This is a genomic window from Janthinobacterium sp. SUN026, from assembly GCF_030397625.1.
Classification (GTDB): Bacteria; Pseudomonadota; Gammaproteobacteria; order Burkholderiales; family Burkholderiaceae_D; genus Janthinobacterium; species Janthinobacterium kumbetense.
On record NZ_JAPQNU010000002.1, the window covers coordinates 120,433 to 136,965 of the forward strand.

20 protein-coding genes are annotated in these 16,533 nt (G+C 60.2%); 8 read left to right on the top strand and 12 right to left on the bottom strand.

The annotated features are described in order from the left end of the window. The first annotated feature begins 257 nt into the window (after window positions 1–257). On the top strand, window positions 258–710 hold the full coding sequence (locus OX459_RS10285; RefSeq protein WP_289904919.1) for an Hsp20/alpha crystallin family protein: 453 nt from the start codon (window positions 258–260) through the stop codon (window positions 708–710). 102 nt (window positions 711–812) lie between these two features. Here the strand turns inward: OX459_RS10285 and OX459_RS10290 are convergent, their stop codons facing one another. Further along, on the bottom strand, window positions 813–2,159 hold the full coding sequence (locus tag OX459_RS10290; RefSeq protein WP_099667920.1) for an MFS transporter: 1,347 nt from the start codon (window positions 2,157–2,159) through the stop codon (window positions 813–815). Between the two features lie 217 nt (window positions 2,160–2,376). Between OX459_RS10290 and cyoA the strand changes: the two genes are divergently transcribed. From cyoA to OX459_RS10325, 7 genes are all read left to right on the top strand, one after another. Then, window positions 2,377–3,360, top strand: coding sequence for a ubiquinol oxidase subunit II (gene cyoA, locus OX459_RS10295; protein WP_251348654.1), 984 nt, complete (start codon window positions 2,377–2,379; stop codon window positions 3,358–3,360). An 84-nt stretch (window positions 3,361–3,444) separates the two neighbouring features. After that, window positions 3,445–5,448, top strand: a complete 2,004-nt coding sequence (gene cyoB / locus OX459_RS10300) for a cytochrome o ubiquinol oxidase subunit I (protein ID WP_289897856.1) — start codon at window positions 3,445–3,447, stop codon at window positions 5,446–5,448. After that, window positions 5,441–6,079, top strand: a complete 639-nt coding sequence (gene cyoC / locus OX459_RS10305; RefSeq protein ID WP_086144570.1) for a cytochrome o ubiquinol oxidase subunit III — start codon at window positions 5,441–5,443, stop codon at window positions 6,077–6,079. The genes cyoB and cyoC overlap by 8 nt, the downstream gene beginning before the upstream one ends. Continuing rightward, a complete protein-coding gene (gene cyoD / locus OX459_RS10310) occupies window positions 6,076–6,462 on the top strand; it encodes a cytochrome o ubiquinol oxidase subunit IV (RefSeq protein ID WP_099667923.1) in 387 nt (128 codons plus the stop codon). Before cyoC ends, cyoD begins: the two co-directional genes overlap by 4 nt. Window positions 6,463–6,539: 77 nt before the next feature. After that, entirely contained in the window at window positions 6,540–7,316 is a 777-nt protein-coding gene (locus tag OX459_RS10315; protein ID WP_289904920.1) for an SURF1 family protein, read from the top strand. Continuing rightward, window positions 7,300–8,649 carry an ATP-binding protein gene (locus OX459_RS10320; RefSeq protein ID WP_099667925.1) on the top strand — a complete coding sequence of 450 codons (1,350 nt, stop codon included), beginning with the start codon at window positions 7,300–7,302 and terminating at the stop codon, window positions 8,647–8,649. Before OX459_RS10315 ends, OX459_RS10320 begins: the two co-directional genes overlap by 17 nt. Continuing rightward, on the top strand, window positions 8,639–9,175 hold the full coding sequence (locus OX459_RS10325; protein WP_034788474.1) for a response regulator transcription factor: 537 nt from the start codon (window positions 8,639–8,641) through the stop codon (window positions 9,173–9,175). The genes OX459_RS10320 and OX459_RS10325 overlap by 11 nt, the downstream gene beginning before the upstream one ends. A gap of 392 nt (window positions 9,176–9,567) precedes the next feature. On the opposite strand, the gene OX459_RS10330 is transcribed toward OX459_RS10325, so the two are convergent. The 11 genes from OX459_RS10330 to OX459_RS10380 form a co-directional block, all read right to left on the bottom strand. Continuing rightward, complete coding sequence (locus OX459_RS10330) at window positions 9,568–10,227, bottom strand: hypothetical protein (RefSeq protein WP_289904921.1); 660 nt, start codon at window positions 10,225–10,227, stop codon at window positions 9,568–9,570. Window positions 10,228–10,705: 478 nt separating this feature from the next. After that, window positions 10,706–11,224, bottom strand: coding sequence for a hypothetical protein (locus OX459_RS10335; RefSeq protein ID WP_289904922.1), 519 nt, complete (start codon window positions 11,222–11,224; stop codon window positions 10,706–10,708). A gap of 53 nt (window positions 11,225–11,277) precedes the next feature. Beyond that, complete coding sequence (locus tag OX459_RS10340) at window positions 11,278–11,652, bottom strand: hypothetical protein (RefSeq protein ID WP_289904923.1); 375 nt, start codon at window positions 11,650–11,652, stop codon at window positions 11,278–11,280. 154 nt (window positions 11,653–11,806) lie between these two features. Beyond that, on the bottom strand, window positions 11,807–12,034 hold the full coding sequence (locus OX459_RS10345; RefSeq protein WP_289904924.1) for a hypothetical protein: 228 nt from the start codon (window positions 12,032–12,034) through the stop codon (window positions 11,807–11,809). A 51-nt stretch (window positions 12,035–12,085) separates the two neighbouring features. Continuing rightward, entirely contained in the window at window positions 12,086–12,580 is a 495-nt protein-coding gene (locus tag OX459_RS10350; RefSeq protein ID WP_289904925.1) for a GNAT family N-acetyltransferase, read from the bottom strand. A 14-nt stretch (window positions 12,581–12,594) separates the two neighbouring features. Then, a complete protein-coding gene (locus OX459_RS10355; RefSeq protein WP_289904926.1) occupies window positions 12,595–12,951 on the bottom strand; it encodes a hypothetical protein in 357 nt (118 codons plus the stop codon). A gap of 181 nt (window positions 12,952–13,132) precedes the next feature. Then, window positions 13,133–13,645, bottom strand: a complete 513-nt coding sequence (locus OX459_RS10360; protein ID WP_289904927.1) for an N-acetyltransferase — start codon at window positions 13,643–13,645, stop codon at window positions 13,133–13,135. Beyond that, window positions 13,642–14,007 (bottom strand): hypothetical protein, encoded by a 366-nt coding sequence (locus tag OX459_RS10365; RefSeq protein ID WP_289904928.1) that lies wholly within the window; start codon window positions 14,005–14,007, stop codon window positions 13,642–13,644. The genes OX459_RS10360 and OX459_RS10365 overlap by 4 nt, the downstream gene beginning before the upstream one ends. Window positions 14,008–14,032: 25 nt before the next feature. Further along, window positions 14,033–14,833 (bottom strand): phosphonate ABC transporter, permease protein PhnE, encoded by an 801-nt coding sequence (phnE, locus tag OX459_RS10370; protein WP_289904929.1) that lies wholly within the window; start codon window positions 14,831–14,833, stop codon window positions 14,033–14,035. Next, window positions 14,830–15,642, bottom strand: coding sequence for an ABC transporter permease (locus OX459_RS10375; protein WP_289905579.1), 813 nt, complete (start codon window positions 15,640–15,642; stop codon window positions 14,830–14,832). The genes phnE and OX459_RS10375 overlap by 4 nt, the downstream gene beginning before the upstream one ends. Before the next feature lie 11 nt (window positions 15,643–15,653). Next, window positions 15,654–16,466: an ATP-binding cassette domain-containing protein gene (locus tag OX459_RS10380; protein WP_289904930.1), complete on the bottom strand. Its 813-nt coding sequence runs from the start codon at window positions 16,464–16,466 to the stop codon at window positions 15,654–15,656. Window positions 16,467–16,533 lie beyond the last annotated feature (67 nt).

A 16,533-nucleotide genomic window follows, 5' to 3' on the forward strand; every position in this document is an offset into this window, starting at 1 on the left:
AGAATCAATTTTAATTGAAATGCAAGTTTTCTGGTGGTCAAGTATGGCGTGCGCTAGCATAACAGTCTTGCGCCCAATTGCCGACTCGCACGCCTGTGCAAGGCGAGGCAACGCACAGATCAAAGTGGCGGGAAAATCAAGCTGGCCACGATTGAGGCAGATCAAAGAGATTGGCTGTTGTCATCCTAAGATGCAGGAGGTGGCGGCGTCCTTGCAGGCGGCCGCCGTGTGCAAGCCAGCCCATGCAGGAGGACATCATGGCCAATCATTTGATCCACCGCGATCCGCAGCACCCGCTGGGACGTTTCGACCCCTTCAGCGACATGGAAGAATTCATGCGCGACTTTTTCGCGCCCGCCTTGCATGTGCGCGACGTGGGCAATGGACGCATGCGTGTCGACATTGCCGAAACCGAACAAGCCTATCTGTTGCAGGCGGACATTCCCGGCGTAAATAAAGACGATATCCAGGTGTCCATCGATGGCAACCGCGTCTCCATCAGCGCCGAACTCAAGAATGAAAGGGTGACGCGGGACGGCGGCGGCAAGGTCGTGCGCAGCGAACGCGAGTACGGCCAGCAATACCGCAGCTTCGTGCTGCAGCATGAGGTGGACGAAGCCGGCGCACAGGCCCGCTATGAAAATGGCGTGCTGCTGCTGGACTTGCCGAAGAAGGAAGGCACGGGCGGGCGGCAGCTGGCGATACAGTAAGCGTGGCCAGGAAGCGTGGCGTCAAGCTGGCGCGGGGATGAAAAAAACGCCGGACGGAGCCGGCGTTTTTCAGTGCTGTGCGCGCTGCACACTATATATATGTCAGTCGCGGATTTCCAGTGCCCGGTTCAGGCTCAGGGCGGCCAGCGAGGCGACGGCGCCCGACAGCAGGTAGAAGCTGACATAGGCGAGGCCGAAGTTGGCTGACAGGCCCAGCGCCACCAGCGGAGCGAAGCCAGCGCCGACCAGCCAGGCCAGGTCGGACGTCAGGGCCGCGCCCGTATAGCGGAAGCGGGCAGGGAAGTTGGCCGTCACGGCGCCGGCTGCCTGGCCGTAGGACAAGCCCAGCAGGCTGAAGCCCACGAGGATGAACACGTCCTGGCCCGTATTGCCGCCGCCCATCAGGGTCGGCACGAAGGCGCTGAAGATGGCGATCAGCACGGCCAGCACGCCCAGGGTGGTGCGGCGGCCCACTTTATCGGCCAGCAAGCCGGAAATCACCACGCCGACGGCGGCCAGCACGGCGCCCAGCATCTGGATTTGCAGGAAGTCTGGCGCGGAGCGAGTCTGGTAGACGGAAATCCACGACAGCGGGAACACGGTCACCAGGTGGAACAGCGCATAGCTGGCCAGCGCGGCGAGGGCGCCGATCAGCACGTTGCGGCCCTGGCCGCGGCTCATTTCAAACACGCTCACGGGCTGCAGTTCGCGTTCGTCGAGCAGGCGCGCATATTCATTCGTCGACACCAGGCGCAGACGGGCAAACAGGGCCACCACGTTGATGGCGAAGGCGACATAGAAAGGATAACGCCAGCCCCAATCGAGGAAGTCTTCATCCGTCAGGGTGGTCAGCATGAACCAGAACAGGCCGGCGGCGATCAGGAAGCCGGCGGGCGCGCCCAGCTGGCCCAGCATGGCGTACCATCCCCGCTTGTTTTCCGGCGCGTTCAGGGCCAGCAGCGACGGCAAGCCATCCCACGAACCGCCCAGCGCCACGCCCTGGCCGATGCGCAGCACGGACAGCCAGATGATGGCGGCAAAACCCAGGTGGGAATACGTGGGCAGGAAAGCGATGCCGGCCGTCGACACGCCCAGCAGGAAGAGAGCGAAGGTTAGCTTGGCGCTGCGCCCCATGCGGCGCTGGATCTCCATGAAGATCACGGTGCCGAACGGACGGGCGATGAAGGCGAACGAGAAAATCAGGAAGGCATATAAAGTCCCTTCCAGGCGCTCTTCAAACGGGAAGAAGACGCGCGGAAACACCAGCACCGAAGCGATGGCGTAGACAAAGAAGTCGAAGTATTCGGAAGCGCGGCCGATGATCACGCCGACGGCGATCTCACCGGGGTCGATATGCGATTCGACCGTGCCGGCCCCGCTTGCGTCGCGCAGGGAGTGAGGGGAAAAGTCGGCGGGTACATCCCCGCTGTGTATGCGCGTGCTGGACATGATGATCGTCTCCAATATAGTTTCGAGTTCGGCCAACGCGTAACATACCCCGGGTGTCTCACGCCCGGAGTAGGACTATTCAATAGATAGCTGTAGGAAAACTCCGCAACTACCGAGTGAAAATCCGAGCAAGGGGTAGGACAAAACGTCCAATTGCCAACGCGCTCCAGTGAGAATACAGTACCATATCTTCATCCCCTGTACTGGACTTTCCTGTATGTTTTCATTAAAAGTTCGTCGCGGACTGCTTCTTTTACCTCTCGCATTGTTGGCTGGTTGCAATACGGTGGTACTGAATCCGTCCGGAGACATCGCAGTTCAGCAAGGCAATCTGATTGTCATCTCGACATTGCTGATGCTGTTGATTATCGTTCCGGTAATCGCCCTGACCCTGCTTTTCGCATGGCGCTATAGAAAAAACAACACCGCGGCCAAATACGAGCCGGACTGGGACCACTCGACTCGCCTCGAGCTGATCATCTGGGGCGCGCCCCTGCTGATCATCATCGTGCTGGGCCTGCTGACCTGGATCAGCACCCACACCCTCGATCCTTATCGTCCGCTGAGCCGCATCGACGCCAACCGTCCGATTCCTGCCAGCCACAAGCCGATGATCGTCGAAGTCGTGGCGCTGGACTGGAAATGGCTGTTCATCTACCCGGAACAAGGCATCGCTTCCGTGAATGAACTGTACGCGCCAGTCGATCGTCCGATCCGCTTCAAGATCACCGCGTCGTCCGTCATGAACTCGTTCTTCATCCCCGCACTGGCAGGTCAGATCTACGCCATGCCTGGCATGGAAACGCAGTTGAATGCCGTCATCAACAAGCCTGGCGTCTACAAGGGCTTTTCCGCCAACTACAGCGGTGCCGGTTTCTCGGGCATGCGCTTCAAGTTCCACGGCGTGAATGATGCGGACTTCGACAAATGGGTGGAATCGGCACGTGCCGGTGGCGGCGCGCTGAACCGCGACGACTACCTGTCGCTGGCCCAGCCTAGCGAACGCGACCCGGTCCGCCGCTACAGCGCCGTACCTAGCGATCTGTACAAGGCAATTCTGAACCGCACCATCGTTTCCGACGCTCTGTGCGTGACGCCGGTCGAGCCATACAAATTGACGATGGCAAATAGCCCGGTAGCGGCCGTAACGGCAGTAGTCGCTAGCGATGCAGTAGTTGAAAAGGGCGTTCAAGCCAAGTAACGACTGCATGAATCCCGCAGCGCATTGCGCTGCAGATACTGGCGCCGCTTGCCTGGCGCCTCCCTTTTTTCTCTGAGAGTAACAATGCTAGACCATATTGATCTGACGAAGCTTATATTCGGCCGTCTGACTTGGGATGCAATTCCATTTCACGAACCTATCCTGCTGGCGACCTTTGCAATGGTCGCCCTGGGCGGTATCGCACTCGTTGCGGCACTGACGTATTTCCGCGTCTGGGGTACCCTGTGGCGCGACTGGATTACCAGTATCGACCATAAAAAAATCGGTATCATGTACATGATCCTGGGCCTGGTCATGCTGCTGCGCGGCTTTGCCGACGCGCTCATGATGCGCACCCAGCAGGCGATCGCCTTTGGCGACAATGCCGGCTTCCTGCCGCCGCATCACTACGACCAGATCTTCACCGCCCACGGCGTGATCATGATCTTCTTCGTCGCGATGCCTTTCGTGACGGGTCTGATGAACTACGTGGTGCCGCTGCAAATCGGCGCGCGCGACGTGGCTTTCCCTTTCCTTAACAACTTCAGCTTCTGGATGACCACCATGGGCGCCGCCCTGGTCATGGCTTCGCTGTTCGTCGGCGAATTCGCCCGCACGGGCTGGCTGGCATATCCACCGCTGTCGGGCATCGTCGGCAGTCCGGACGTGGGGGTAGACTATTACATATGGTCCTTGCAGATTGCCGGGGTCGGGACGCTATTGTCCGGTGTCAACCTGATCGCCACCATCGTCAAGATGCGCGCGCCAGGCATGACCTGGATGAAAATGCCGGTCTTCACCTGGACCGCACTGTGCACCAACATCCTGATCGTCGCCGCCTTCCCGGTGCTGACGGCCGTGCTGGCCATGCTGTCGCTGGACCGCGTTGCAGGCTTTAACTTCTTCACGACGGAACTGGGCGGCAACGCCATGATGTACGTCAACCTGATCTGGATCTGGGGTCACCCAGAGGTCTACATCCTGATCCTGCCGCTGTTCGGCGTGTTCTCGGAAGTCGTTGCCACCTTCAGCAGCAAGCGCCTGTTCGGCTACGCTTCGATGGTGTACGCCACCTGCGTCATCATGATCCTTTCGTACCTGGTATGGCTGCATCACTTCTTCACCATGGGTTCAGGCGCCAGCGTCAACTCCTTCTTCGGCATCACGACGATGATCATCTCGATCCCGACGGGCGCGAAGATCTTCAACTGGCTGTTTACCATGTACCGCGGCCGTATCCGCTTCGAACTGCCGATGCTGTGGACGATCGGCTTCATGGTCACCTTCACCATTGGCGGCATGACCGGCGTATTGCTGGCCGTACCACCAGCGGACTTCGTGCTGCACAACAGCCTGTTCCTGATCGCCCACTTCCATAACGTGATTATCGGCGGCGTGGTCTTCGGTGTCTTCGCTGCGATTAACTACTGGTATCCGAAAGCCTTCGGTTACAAGCTCGACGCGTTCTGGGGCAAGTGCTCGTTCTGGTTCTGGTTCGTCGGCTTCTACCTGGCCTTCATGCCGCTGTACGTGCTGGGCCTGATGGGCGTGACCCGTCGTGTCAACCACTTTGAAGATCCATCGCTGCAAATCTGGACCATCATCGCCTGGTTTGGTGCCGTCTCGATCGCACTGGGCATCGCGTCCATGCTGATCCAGTTCTTCGTCAGCTACCGCAACCGTCACGCCCTGCGCGACGTGACCGGCGACCCATGGGGCGGCCGTACGCTGGAATGGTCGACGTCGTCGCCACCGCCAGACTATAATTTCGCCTTCACGCCGCAAGTGCACGAACTCGATGCATGGACCGACATGAAGAAACACGGTTACCAGCGTCCGACGTCCGGTTTCACGAAGATCCACATGCCGAAGAACACCTGGGCTGGTTTCGTTATCGCCGCACTGTCCGCACTGGTCGGTTTTGGCCTGATCTGGCAAATGTGGCTCGTCGCCAGCGTTGGCTTCGTGATCATGATGGTCACCATCATCGTCCATACCTTTAACTACAAGCGCGATTACTACATTCCTGCGGAAGAAGTGGTCCGTACCGAAGACGCTTATACTAAATTGCTGAGCAGCCATGTCTGATACCATCGCCCATAACACCGGCGCCGCTGGCGCCGCACCAAGCACGCGCAGCTACTTTGTGCGCGAGCACCACCCGGAAAACGGCAGTCTGCTGGGTTTCTGGCTCTACCTGATGAGCGATTGCCTGATCTTCGCCTGTCTGTTCGCCACGTACGCCGTGGTCGGCCGCAGCTACGCGGACGGCCCGACGGGCGCCGCGCTGTTCGACCTGCCGCTGGTGGCCGTCAACACGGCCATGCTGCTGTTGTCGTCGATCACCTACGGCTTCGCCATGCTGACCATGCAGCGCAAGCAATTGCGCAGCACCCTGGTCTGGCTGGGTATCACGGGCCTGTTCGGCCTGGCCTTCCTGTCGCTGGAAATGTATGAATTCATTCATCTGATCCACGAAGGCGCCGGTCCGCAGCGCAGCGCGTTCCTGTCGTCGTTCTTCGCCCTGGTCGGTACCCACGGCTTGCACGTGACGTTCGGCGTGATCTGGCTCGTGACCCTGATGTTCCAGTTGAACAAGCATGGTCTGACCCCGGAAAACGGCCGTCGCATGATGTGCCTGTCGCTGTTCTGGCATTTCCTGGACGTCATCTGGATCGGCGTCTTCACCTTTGTCTACCTGATGGGAGTGCTGCCATGAGCGACCACCACACACACGGCGATAGCCACCACCATGACGATCACGATCATGGCAGCCTGAAAAGCTATACCATCGGCTTCATCCTGTCGGTGATCCTGACGGCCATTCCGTTCTGGCTGGTGATGACGAAAGCCATCACCAACTCGGGCACCATGGGCCTGGTCCTGCTGGCGTTCGCGGCTGTTCAAGTCGTGGTACACATGGTGTACTTCCTGCACATGAACACCAAGTCCGAAGGCGGCTGGAACATGATGGCGCTGATCTTCACGATCATGATCGTGGGTATTGCCATGGCCGGTTCCCTGTGGGTCATGTACCACATGAACCACAACATGATGCCGGATCTGATGCCTGAGTACATGCATACGAAAACGGCTCCATGATGAGTAATACGCGCCCAAGCAACACCGGGCGCGCCCCTGGCGCCGCATCGCAAGATGCCGCGCCAGGCCCACGCGGCATGGCTGTGCATTATTCGAAAATTGCACTGGCCTTGCTGGCGGGGATCTTATTTGCCGGTTTCTGTGCCCTGGGCACCTGGCAAGTCAAGCGCCTGTTCTGGAAGCTTGACCTGATCGAGCGCGTCGAACAACGCGTACATGCGCCCGCAACGGACGCGCCTGGACCCGCAGCCTGGGCCAGTGTCGCGCAGCAAACGGATGAATACCGCCATGTGCGACTCTCCGGTACGTATCTCCCCATTTTCAATACCCTGGTGCAAGCAACGACGGCACTGGGCAGCGGTTACTGGCTGGTGACGCCCTTGCGCCTGGCCGATGGCAGCACCGTGCTGATCAACCGCGGCTTCGTGCCGAAACGCGAAGGCATCGCCGCCAGCACGCCGGCCGGCATCGTCCACGTGGACGGCTTGCTGCGCGTCAGCGAGACGGGCGGCGGTTTCCTGCGCGAAAACAGTCCTGCCACGCAGCACTGGTATTCGCGCGACGTGGCCGCCATCGGCGCCTCGCACATGCTGAGCAACGTGGCGCCATACTTTGTCGATGCGAAGGCAAAGTCGGAAACGGCTGCGGACGCCCCCGTCGGCGGGCTGACCGTGATTTCCTTCCACAACAGCCACCTCGTGTATGCCTTGACGTGGTTCACCCTGGCCTTGATGGTAGCCGGTATCAGCTGGTGGATCGTGCGCGAAGACAAACGTCGCCGCGCGCGCAAGGCCAGCTTGTCCCAACAGCACCTTGATCTATCGCAAGAAAGCGACCATGCCGGGCAGGATTGAGATCCTGCCCAACCGCGAGGTGCTAGAACGCGGTGCGGTGGCGGCCGAGATGGAACATCCGGCCGGCCACCAGAACATGAAGCTGCTGATCCAGCTGCGCTGGCTGGCCGTGATCGGCCAGATCAGCACGATCTTCGGCGTGGGCGTGGGACTGGGCATCGCCTTGCCCGTGCCCTACATGCTCGAAGTGCTGTCCTGCCTCATCGCTTTTAATTTAGCCAGCCTGCTGCGCTGGCACGAGCGCCAGCCCGTGTCCAACACGGCCCTGTTCCTCGCTCTGCTGGTCGACGTCACCGTGCTGACGGCCCAGCTCTACCTGAGCGGCGGCATCAGCAACCCGTTTGCCTTCCTGTACTTGTTGCAAGTCATCCTCAGCGCCGTCCTGCTGGAAGTGTGGTCGACCTGGATCATGGTGGCCATTACCAGCCTGTGCCTGGCGGGCCTGGCCTTGCTGCCCGGCCCCTTGATCCTGCCGATCGACCCGGAACGGGGCTTTTCCAGCCTGTACGTGCAAGGCTTGCTGATCTGTTTCATCCTGAACGCCGCCTTGCTGGTGGTGTTTATTACGCGCATCAACCGCAACCAGCGCGCCGGCGACGCCAAGGTGGCCGACTTGCGCCAGCGCGCGGCGGAAGAAGAGCACATCATCCGCATGGGCTTGCTGGCTTCGGGCGCCGCGCACGAGCTGGGCACGCCGCTGGCGACCCTGTCCGTCATCCTCGGCGACTGGCGCCGCATGCCGGAATTGAGCAAGAACAGCGAATTGCTGGAAGAAATCACGGAAATGCAGGCGCAATTGCAGCGCTGCAAGAGCATCGTCAGCGGCATCTTGCTGTCGGCGGGCGAGGCGCGCGGCGAATCGTCCGTCAAGACGACGATCAACACCTTCCTCAACGACCTGGTCGACGAGTGGCGCACCAGCCGGCCTATCCAGGATTTCGAGTACGATAACCGCATCGAGCACGACGTGCCCGTCGTTTTCGATTCGACCCTGAAACAAACCATCTGCAATGTGCTCGACAATGCGCTGGAAGCGTCGCCCGACTGGCTGCGCTTCGAAGCGACGCGCGAAGCGGATGCCTTGCACCTGGTCATCACCGATGCGGGCCCCGGCTTCGAGCCGTCGATGCTGACGCACCTGGGCAAACCGTACCAGAGCAGCAAGGGCAAGCCCGGCGGCGGCCTCGGCCTGTTCCTGGTGGTGAATGTCGCGCGTACCTTGGGCGGTACGGTGACGGCGCGCAACAGGGTGCAGGGCGGGGCGGTGGTGCACCTGGCCTTGCCGCTGGCGGCCATCAAACTGGAAAGAGAAAGCGACCACCATGCAGGATGACCGTCTGTTACTGATCGTGGAAGACGACGCCGCGTTTGCCCGCACCCTGGGCCGCTCGTTCGAACGGCGCGGCTACCAGGTCATCCTGGCCACGAATTTCGATGAAGCGAGCGCCTTGCTGGAACAGCATTGCCCCGACTACGCCGTCGTCGATTTAAAACTCAACGGCAATACCTCCGGCCTGGCTTGCGTGCAGATGCTGCACCAGCACGACCCGGAGATGCTGATCGTCGTGCTCACCGGTTACGCCAGCATCGGCACGGCCGTCGAAGCCATCAAGCTGGGCGCCTGCCAGTACCTGGCGAAACCGTCGAACACGGACGACATCGAAGCGGCCTTCGGCCACGTGGCCGGCAACGCCGACATCGAACTGACGAACCGCGCCACCAACATCAAGACCCTGGAATGGGAACGCATCCACGAAATGCTGGCCGAGACGGATTTCAATATCTCGGAAACGGCGAGAAGGTTGGGCATGCACCGGCGCACCCTGGCGCGCAAGCTGGAAAAGCAGCGGGTAAAATAGGCAGGCATCCCGCAGCTTTGGCCCGCCACCGTATGGCACATCAGTTGGAGTCATTCTTGGCAAGGATATTAATCCACACCATGACGATACCGCAGAGTGACAGAACGAATCCCAGATATATCAGGAAAAATCCGAAAGATTCGGATAAATATTTGATCGTCAAATACCCAATTATCCCAGTCAGGAAACCAAAAAATCCAATTTTGTGGCCTTTGGATTTTTTACTTTGCATGATGTAATTCCCTGAATATTGATAAAACCATTTTCAAGCTCCTGTTGATGATGTTTTATGCAAGTCCTGCGCAACCTACGGGACCATGTTTCAGTGCACATTCTGCGCCTGAATGTGCGGACTGCTCTCCCGTTGCGCCCATGCCGGCAGGAACAAAACCTTATTTCTCGTCTTCAAACGTCAGTTCGAGCACGCTGTCGTCGCTCCAGTCCTGTTCCCGCAGCGGCGGCGTGAACGACGTTCCGCTGAAGGGTACGGGTGCGCTCTTGCCTTTAAAACTGATCGTTGCCGCCGTGATGCGCCGTGGTTCGGAAAAGCTGTAGGTTCCCTTTTGCGACACGAAATTGCATGGGCCGCCCAATGCGCTCATCGTGGTGCGCATGGCGAAAGGCAAGGTTTCCTTGTCGATGGCCCAATGCACTTCGCACGCCAGCCGCAGGTCGCCCAGGCGGCGGATCGTGTCGCTGGTGGCCGCGCTCCTGACGTAGGGTATCCACCTGACCGACCCCGCCTTGCGGTTCACGGTCAGCTCGGCCTTCTCATACAGCGCACCCTGTTCCACAGGCAAGGTGAAGATATTGCGCTCTCCCAGCGGTATCGCCTTGCCCGCCTCGTCGCTTTCCAGCCGCAGCGCAATGGCGTGCATGTCGACATCGGCACGGCGCGGCTCCAGGATGAAGCGCAATTCAGCGCCAGGCGCCAGACCGTGTTTTTCCTCGAAGCGTTTCACTCCCTTGAGCATGGCGCTGTAGGGTTTCCAATCCGGATCCCGGATGCCTTTGACATTGACGGACGCCGCCGCGGGTTCAGTTTGTTCCACGACCTGTTCCACGGCCGTCGCCACGGCTTGTTCTACATCAGCCTGGGCGTGGACGGCGGAGCCGCATGCACACAGCAGAAGTCCGGCGATTGCACGCATATTCATCCTGTTCATTTGCCTCTCACGTCATTGTTTATCAAGTCAGAGCAGTCTGTTTTTCCTGCCCATTCAAGGAAACATGAGTGTAGAAAAGAATGGCGATGAATGGGGATTTTTAGGACAGAGTGTCAATCTGGAGCAATGGAATGCTTGAATCAGCTGTTTTTTCGCATGGCGCCGCAAAAATGCAGCACGCTCTTTTTAGAATCCCGTGACTCAACGCTTTTCCGCCAGATGGCAGGGGTAGTTATTTATTGGCCGGGAAAGAGCGCCTGGCAAGGACGGCAATTCATGCGGTTTGGAATTACAGCATCCGGGTTGCCGGAAAAATATTTCGGGAACTGTGATGAGTAATTCCTTTAAATAACATTCAAGCTATTCATATGCAGATAATGTCGTGCCTGGTCGATTGCGTATCTTCATGACCATCTTCATCCGCTTGCATGTCGCGTTTCCGCACTCTTGAACCGGGTGCTACCGCACTTGAAAGCTGCTTTAAAACGACATTGGGGAAAGAAAGCAAAGTTGTGCCGATGCCGCGTCGATGCGCGTATCTGTCATAAATGATACTGCCCGGACCGTTATATATTTCCTCGTAATTTCCATCGGGAAAGAGCTTAAAACCGAGAAAGTAATCGGGTGTTCCCTTGAAGGTCAGGCTATCCTTGAAAGTTGCCTTTACTTGCACACGTTTTTCATCGCTGCTGACTCCGTCGTAGAGGGGCTGTGATACTTCGTCGAGCATCACGTCATATTCAAGCGAGGCAATGATCTCTCCAATATCCCCCACAAGGCGGCCATCAACAGTAAATTTCCGGTTTGGAAATGTCGAGTTGAGATGTGCGATACCTTGAAAGACCAGTGCAAGTCCTTCGGCAAGTGCTTTATGTTTCGGCATAATCCATTAATTTTTAAGGATGGTAAATTCTCCAGCGGGGCATGCATGGCTGATTACTGCAGGTGTGCGTAGCAAACGAAACGCCCGTTCAAGGCCAATCCGGTGCAGTTTCTAAACAAGCATGGTTCCCCGGAAAATCCACCATGTGCAAGCACCTCCAGAAAAGCCTTCTGGGCCGCCACGCTGGCCGACTTCCAGGTCAGCGTACCCGCCACCTCTTTCATGGCAAACAGGGGCCAGCTTGTCTGCTCAGGTGCGCATTCCACATACCATTTTTGCGAACATATGTTGCACACATAGTGAGACCTTTCATGGTCGAGTGCTGGTGAGAAGTCTTCCGTGTCCAGTTCCTGAAAATAGGCAGAAAATTCCTGTGCACCTTGATAATTAAAGCTTTTTTCCCTTTCGCCGAGATCTGCAATGGCCAATGGTAGTTCTTTACAGCGGCACATGAAATTCCGTCTCTATTCTGATGAGCAGTGCATGAAACATTGTTATCGCCACAGCGCGAAGGAAAACAGGGCATCCGGGCCCGGATGCGGGCATTCCTTGCTGTTGCCCTTTATTTGATAAAACACTGTATTACGTCAATGCCATCAACAGGCCGGAAGCGATGACTACCGCAGCAAACAGGGCGACGGCAAAGCGATTATGCGGCAACGCTCTCGCCGGCGGGTAGTGGCCAAGCGTGAGTAGTCGTAGTATTGCCCAGCCCGGCCAATAGAACAGCTTTTCAATGACCGTTCCTAACAGGTTATAGATCAGCAGACGAACGATCCAGACGATGCCGTCAAAAATCCAGTCAAACACGATTCATCCTCGGGGGGGCGCAAGAATGGCCGCTACGCGCAGTGATAGAACTCATGCTACCGCCAGCCATTCCATTTTCTGCACGCGGATATGGGGATGGCTTTCCAGCGCTTCCCATTCCGGTAAAAAGACAAAGCCCTGTTTCTGGTAAAACGCGGCCGCGCGCGCATTTTCCGGTGCGACGCCGAGTACCAGCCGCGTGTGGCCATTGCCGACGGCGCATCGTTTCACGGCCTCGACCAGCTCTTGTGCCACGGCCTGGCCCCGGTATGGCTGCGCCACCCACATGGCGATCAGGTGGCATTCGCCATTGCCGGCCACCACTTGCGCGGCCAGGCCGATGGGTTGTTCTGCGTCAAAGGCGAGGAAAAACGTGCGCTGCGGCGTGCTGACGGCGCGCTGCTGCCAGTCGGCGTCCGAAAAAGCGGCCGCGCTGGCGTGGCTGGCGCCAAAGGCCGTGGGGGCGTCAAGCAAGGCGGCCAGGCGCGTGGATTTCAGCGCCGGCCAGTCGGCGGCGCCGGTGGGGCGGATGAGGATGTGATTCAAGTCTGCGACATTCCTTAACTGGTGGGCGCGTCCGTGGACGAGGAAATCTTTCTGTACGCTTCCGCCAGCATCGTGACGGTCGCCACGTCGTTCACGCTGCGCGCCTCGATGACTGTCTCGCCCGCAGCGATGGTGATGTCGCCGTCCGCATAGCTGGCGGGAAAGCGCCGTTCGACGATCTTGTTGGTGAGGACATTGCGCGAGTAGCGCAGGGCCACGAGCCGGTCGCCATCGTGCTTGATGACAACATAGTTCGGCACGGTGGTGCGTTCCAGTTTCCAGGTGCCGATAAAGTCTTCGACAGGGGCGGCGCTGGCGTTGGTGAGCAGCCCGCAGCAGGCGGTGGTAATACCAAAAAACAATTTTTTCATGGTGCCGGCAATTCCATGCAAGGGTGGCCCGCATAGGCGGGAAAGACGTTCATCATGCTTGAATGGCGTGGCGCGCATCCATGGATGGCGCCAGTCATTTAAGTATTTGGCAATATTAACAGCATCAATGCCTTGCTGGTGCCCGTGCATGCTGCAGTGTTGTATGCGCGTAAGACTTTGCCTAGCTGTTGGCCTCGAACGCGCGGTGGTAGGTCACGTTGCCTGTTGGTAAGGGGCCCGCCAGATGCAGTGTCTGGAAATACTCGGCCGGCACGCCCGGCAGGGTCAAGGCAGCGTCCGCGCGGAAGCCGAAACGCCCGTAATACCGTGGCTCGCCCAGCACCACGCAGCCGGCTGCGCCCAGCTGGCGCAAGTCGTCCAGCAATTGCCCGATGAGCTGGCTGCCCACGCCCTGTTGCTGATGGCCAGGGGCAACGGAAACGGGACCCAGCCCATACCAGCGCGGCGTGCCGTCGCTGATACTGACGGGGGAGGCGGCCACGTGGCCGATGATGGCGCCTTCCAGTTCGGCCACCAGCGACACGCTCAGGGCGCCCGCGTCGCGCAAGGCCTTGACGATGAACTGTTCCGTATGGTCCGTGTGTTCCGCATGCAGAAAGGCGTCGCGCGTGAGGCGGTCGATGGCGTCGACGTCGGCCGCAGTTTCCTTGCGAATGATCAACGCTTGCGTCATGACTGGTCCCACACTTCGATCGTCAGCAGTTGCCCGGCTTGGCAGGCGGCAACGCGTTCCCGGTGCACGGTAATGCTGCCGGGCCAGCCCGTGGGCTTGTCTTGAGGAAACTCACCGTCCTGCGCTTGGGCAATGCCCGCCTGCAGCAGGGGCGCGATGACGTCCGCCGAAGCCGTGTAGCGGTTGGGAAAACCGTTCGACGACAGCTGGGTCGCCTTGCCTTGGGTGCACAATTGCGCGATCCAGTCGGCGCCGAACAGGCCCGCTTCCCAGGTGGCGAGAAACGCGTCCTTGTTGATTTTCGTCATGTCGGCCAGCTGTTCCGGCGTTTCTGTCGAGATAATGGTCCACCAGCCTGACATGGGCGTTCCTTGTGAAAAGTAAAATTTAACGGGTCATGGCGCGGCGCAGCAGGTAGCTGAGGCCATCGACGGCGGCCACCATCAGCAGCATGGCGACGATGACGGTGGCGGCATTCTGCATCTGGAACAGCGACAGATGGTATTTCAGCATCTGCCCCAGGCCACCGGCGCCGACGACGCCGAGGATGGCGGCGGCGCGGATATTGTTTTCCCAGCGGTACAGGGTGTAGGACATCATTTGCGGGCTGCATTGCGGCAAGGTCGCGTACAGGAAGGCCACGGCGGGGCGCGCGCCGTTGATGCGCAAGGTCGCCGCCGGCAAGGGCGGGCAATTCTCGAAGGCGTCGGCAAACAAGCGGCCCAGCACGCCCACCGTGTGCAGGACCAGCGCCAGGGTGCCCGCGAACGGGCCCAGGCCGGCGGCGATCAGTAAAATTGACGCCCAGACCAGTTCCGGGATCGAGCGCAGCACATTCAACACGCCGCGCGTCGCGTTGCGCGCCACGGTGCCAAAGCGCCCGCTGGCGGGCAGGGCCAGCAGCGCGCCGAATACGGCCGCGATGACCGTGCCGATGGCCGACATGGCCAGGGTCTCGAACGTGGCCACGCCGACCTTCATCAGGAAGGGGCTGGCCAGCTCGGGCGGGGCGAAGCCGTGCAGGAAGTCGGCGCTCGTGCGCACGGCGTCCGCGCTGAAAAACTCACCCCATTTCAGGGGCAGGGTGGCGAAGCTGGCGATGACCAGCAGCAACAAACCGGCCAGCAAGGCCCAGGTGGACCAACGGATAGGCTCTGAAACAGGCAGCATGGACGTGTCGCTCTTCATGCCAGCCTCCGGCGCAACATGGCGGAGACGGCGTCGGCGCCCGCCACCAGCAGCACGAAGACCATCAGCATGGTGGCCAGTTCGCTGCCCGCCATCATCTTCATCGATTCATCCATGCGCTGGCCCAGGCCGCCCGCGCCGACAAAGCCCATGACGACGGAGCCGCGGATCGCGCATTCCCAGCGGTAAATCGTGTACGACACCAGTTCGGCGGCCGATTCGGGCAGGGCGCCGTACAGCAAGGCTTTCAGGCGGCCGCTGCCGTTGTGCAATAGCGCGTTGCAGGCGGACGCATCCGACGATTCGAGGATTTCCGCGTAGACCTTGCCCAGCATGCCGCAATAGGTGAGGGCGATGGCGATCACGCCCGCCGTCGGCCCCAGTCCCACGATGCGCACCAATAACAATGCCCACACCAGTTCCGGCACGCTGCGCAGCAGCACCAGCAAGGCACGGACCGCGTGGCGCAGGGCGGCGGCCAGGGGCGCCACCCGGCCGGAGCCGAGGCGCGAAATCGACAATCGTTCCGTCACCAGCAAGGTCAGGGGGATGGCGCCCAGCATGGCCAGCGCCATGCCGGCCGTGGCCATGGCGATGGTTTCCCAGCTGGAAACGGCCACCAGTTGCAGGAATTCCAGCGAGTGGGCGGGCGGCACGAAGCTGGCAAGGAATTGCCAGGTGGCCGCCAGGCTTTGCGCATCCCATAAAATCCACGGCTTGAACTCGGCCTGCGCCAGCATCGGCCACAGCACGAGCAGCACGATGGCGGCGCCGGTCAGGCGGCCGCGCCAGGCGGGGTCGCGCGGCATGGCGGTGCTCGTCAGCAAAGGGGCCTCGCGGCGTCCAGCTGCATTTCCACGGCCTCGAACTGCGGCGCCGTATCGGCCTTGTTGCGGTACAGTTCGGCGATCATGGCGTCGCTGACCTGGGCGCCAGGCAAGTCGAAGACGATCTTGCCGTCGCGCAAGGCGACGATGCGCGTAAAGCAGGCGCGGGCGATTTCCACCTGGTGCAGGCTGCAGATCAGGGTGGCGTTGCGCGCCGTCGCTTCCGCTTGCAGCACGTGGATCGTCTGCAAGGCCAGCGTGGGGTCGAGCGCGGACAGCGGTTCGTCGACGAGGAACACTTGCGCATCCGACACGAGCGCGCGCGCCATGCCGCAGCGCTGGCGTTCGCCGCCGGACAGGCGGTCGACCCGTGCATACAGCTTATCCTGCAGGTTGAATTTACCTAAAGCTTCCCACGCGGCGCGCGGGTCGACGGGCGCCAGCAGCGAACGGATGGCCGTCCACAAGCTCCATTGGGGCAAGCGGCCCGCCAGCACGGCGTTGACGACGCGCTGGCGCGGCGGCAAGGGTGGCGTTTGCGGCGCCAGGAACAGGCGCGCGCGCAAGGCGTGGCGCTCGGCGCTGCCGATTTGCCAGGGAGAAATACCCAGGATGTCCAAGGTGCCGGATTCGGGACGCAGCGCGCACGCCAAGGTGTGCAGCAGGCTGGTCTTGCCGGCGCCGGACGGGCCGATCAGGGCGATCTGCTCACCCTGGGCCACGTCCAGGTCCAGGTCGCGCAGGGCCAGCGCATTGCCGGCGGCGCCCGCGTGGTGGACGCTGACCTTGTGAAGTTGGAATGTCATGCGAGATTTCGGTGTGGGGGAGTGTGCCGGATGCGTCCGCAGGACGCCATCCGGCAAGTTTCAGCAG

Coding starts and splice junctions, on each gene's coding strand:
- OX459_RS10285 (WP_289904919.1), top strand. CDS start 258: ATGGCCAATCATTTGATCCACCGCGATCCGCAGCACCCGCTGGGACGT.
- OX459_RS10290 (WP_099667920.1), bottom strand. CDS start 2,159: ATGTCCAGCACGCGCATACACAGCGGGGATGTACCCGCCGACTTTTCC.
- cyoA (WP_251348654.1), top strand. CDS start 2,377: ATGTTTTCATTAAAAGTTCGTCGCGGACTGCTTCTTTTACCTCTCGCA.
- cyoB (WP_289897856.1), top strand. CDS start 3,445: ATGCTAGACCATATTGATCTGACGAAGCTTATATTCGGCCGTCTGACT.
- cyoC (WP_086144570.1), top strand. CDS start 5,441: ATGTCTGATACCATCGCCCATAACACCGGCGCCGCTGGCGCCGCACCA.
- cyoD (WP_099667923.1), top strand. CDS start 6,076: ATGAGCGACCACCACACACACGGCGATAGCCACCACCATGACGATCAC.
- OX459_RS10315 (WP_289904920.1), top strand. CDS start 6,540: ATGGCTGTGCATTATTCGAAAATTGCACTGGCCTTGCTGGCGGGGATC.
- OX459_RS10320 (WP_099667925.1), top strand. CDS start 7,300: ATGCCGGGCAGGATTGAGATCCTGCCCAACCGCGAGGTGCTAGAACGC.
- OX459_RS10325 (WP_034788474.1), top strand. CDS start 8,639: ATGCAGGATGACCGTCTGTTACTGATCGTGGAAGACGACGCCGCGTTT.
- OX459_RS10335 (WP_289904922.1), bottom strand. CDS start 11,224: ATGCCGAAACATAAAGCACTTGCCGAAGGACTTGCACTGGTCTTTCAA.
- OX459_RS10355 (WP_289904926.1), bottom strand. CDS start 12,951: ATGAAAAAATTGTTTTTTGGTATTACCACCGCCTGCTGCGGGCTGCTC.
- OX459_RS10360 (WP_289904927.1), bottom strand. CDS start 13,645: ATGACGCAAGCGTTGATCATTCGCAAGGAAACTGCGGCCGACGTCGAC.
- OX459_RS10365 (WP_289904928.1), bottom strand. CDS start 14,007: ATGTCAGGCTGGTGGACCATTATCTCGACAGAAACGCCGGAACAGCTG.
- phnE (WP_289904929.1), bottom strand. CDS start 14,833: ATGAAGAGCGACACGTCCATGCTGCCTGTTTCAGAGCCTATCCGTTGG.
- OX459_RS10375 (WP_289905579.1), bottom strand. CDS start 15,642: ATGCCGCGCGACCCCGCCTGGCGCGGCCGCCTGACCGGCGCCGCCATC.
- OX459_RS10380 (WP_289904930.1), bottom strand. CDS start 16,466: ATGACATTCCAACTTCACAAGGTCAGCGTCCACCACGCGGGCGCCGCC.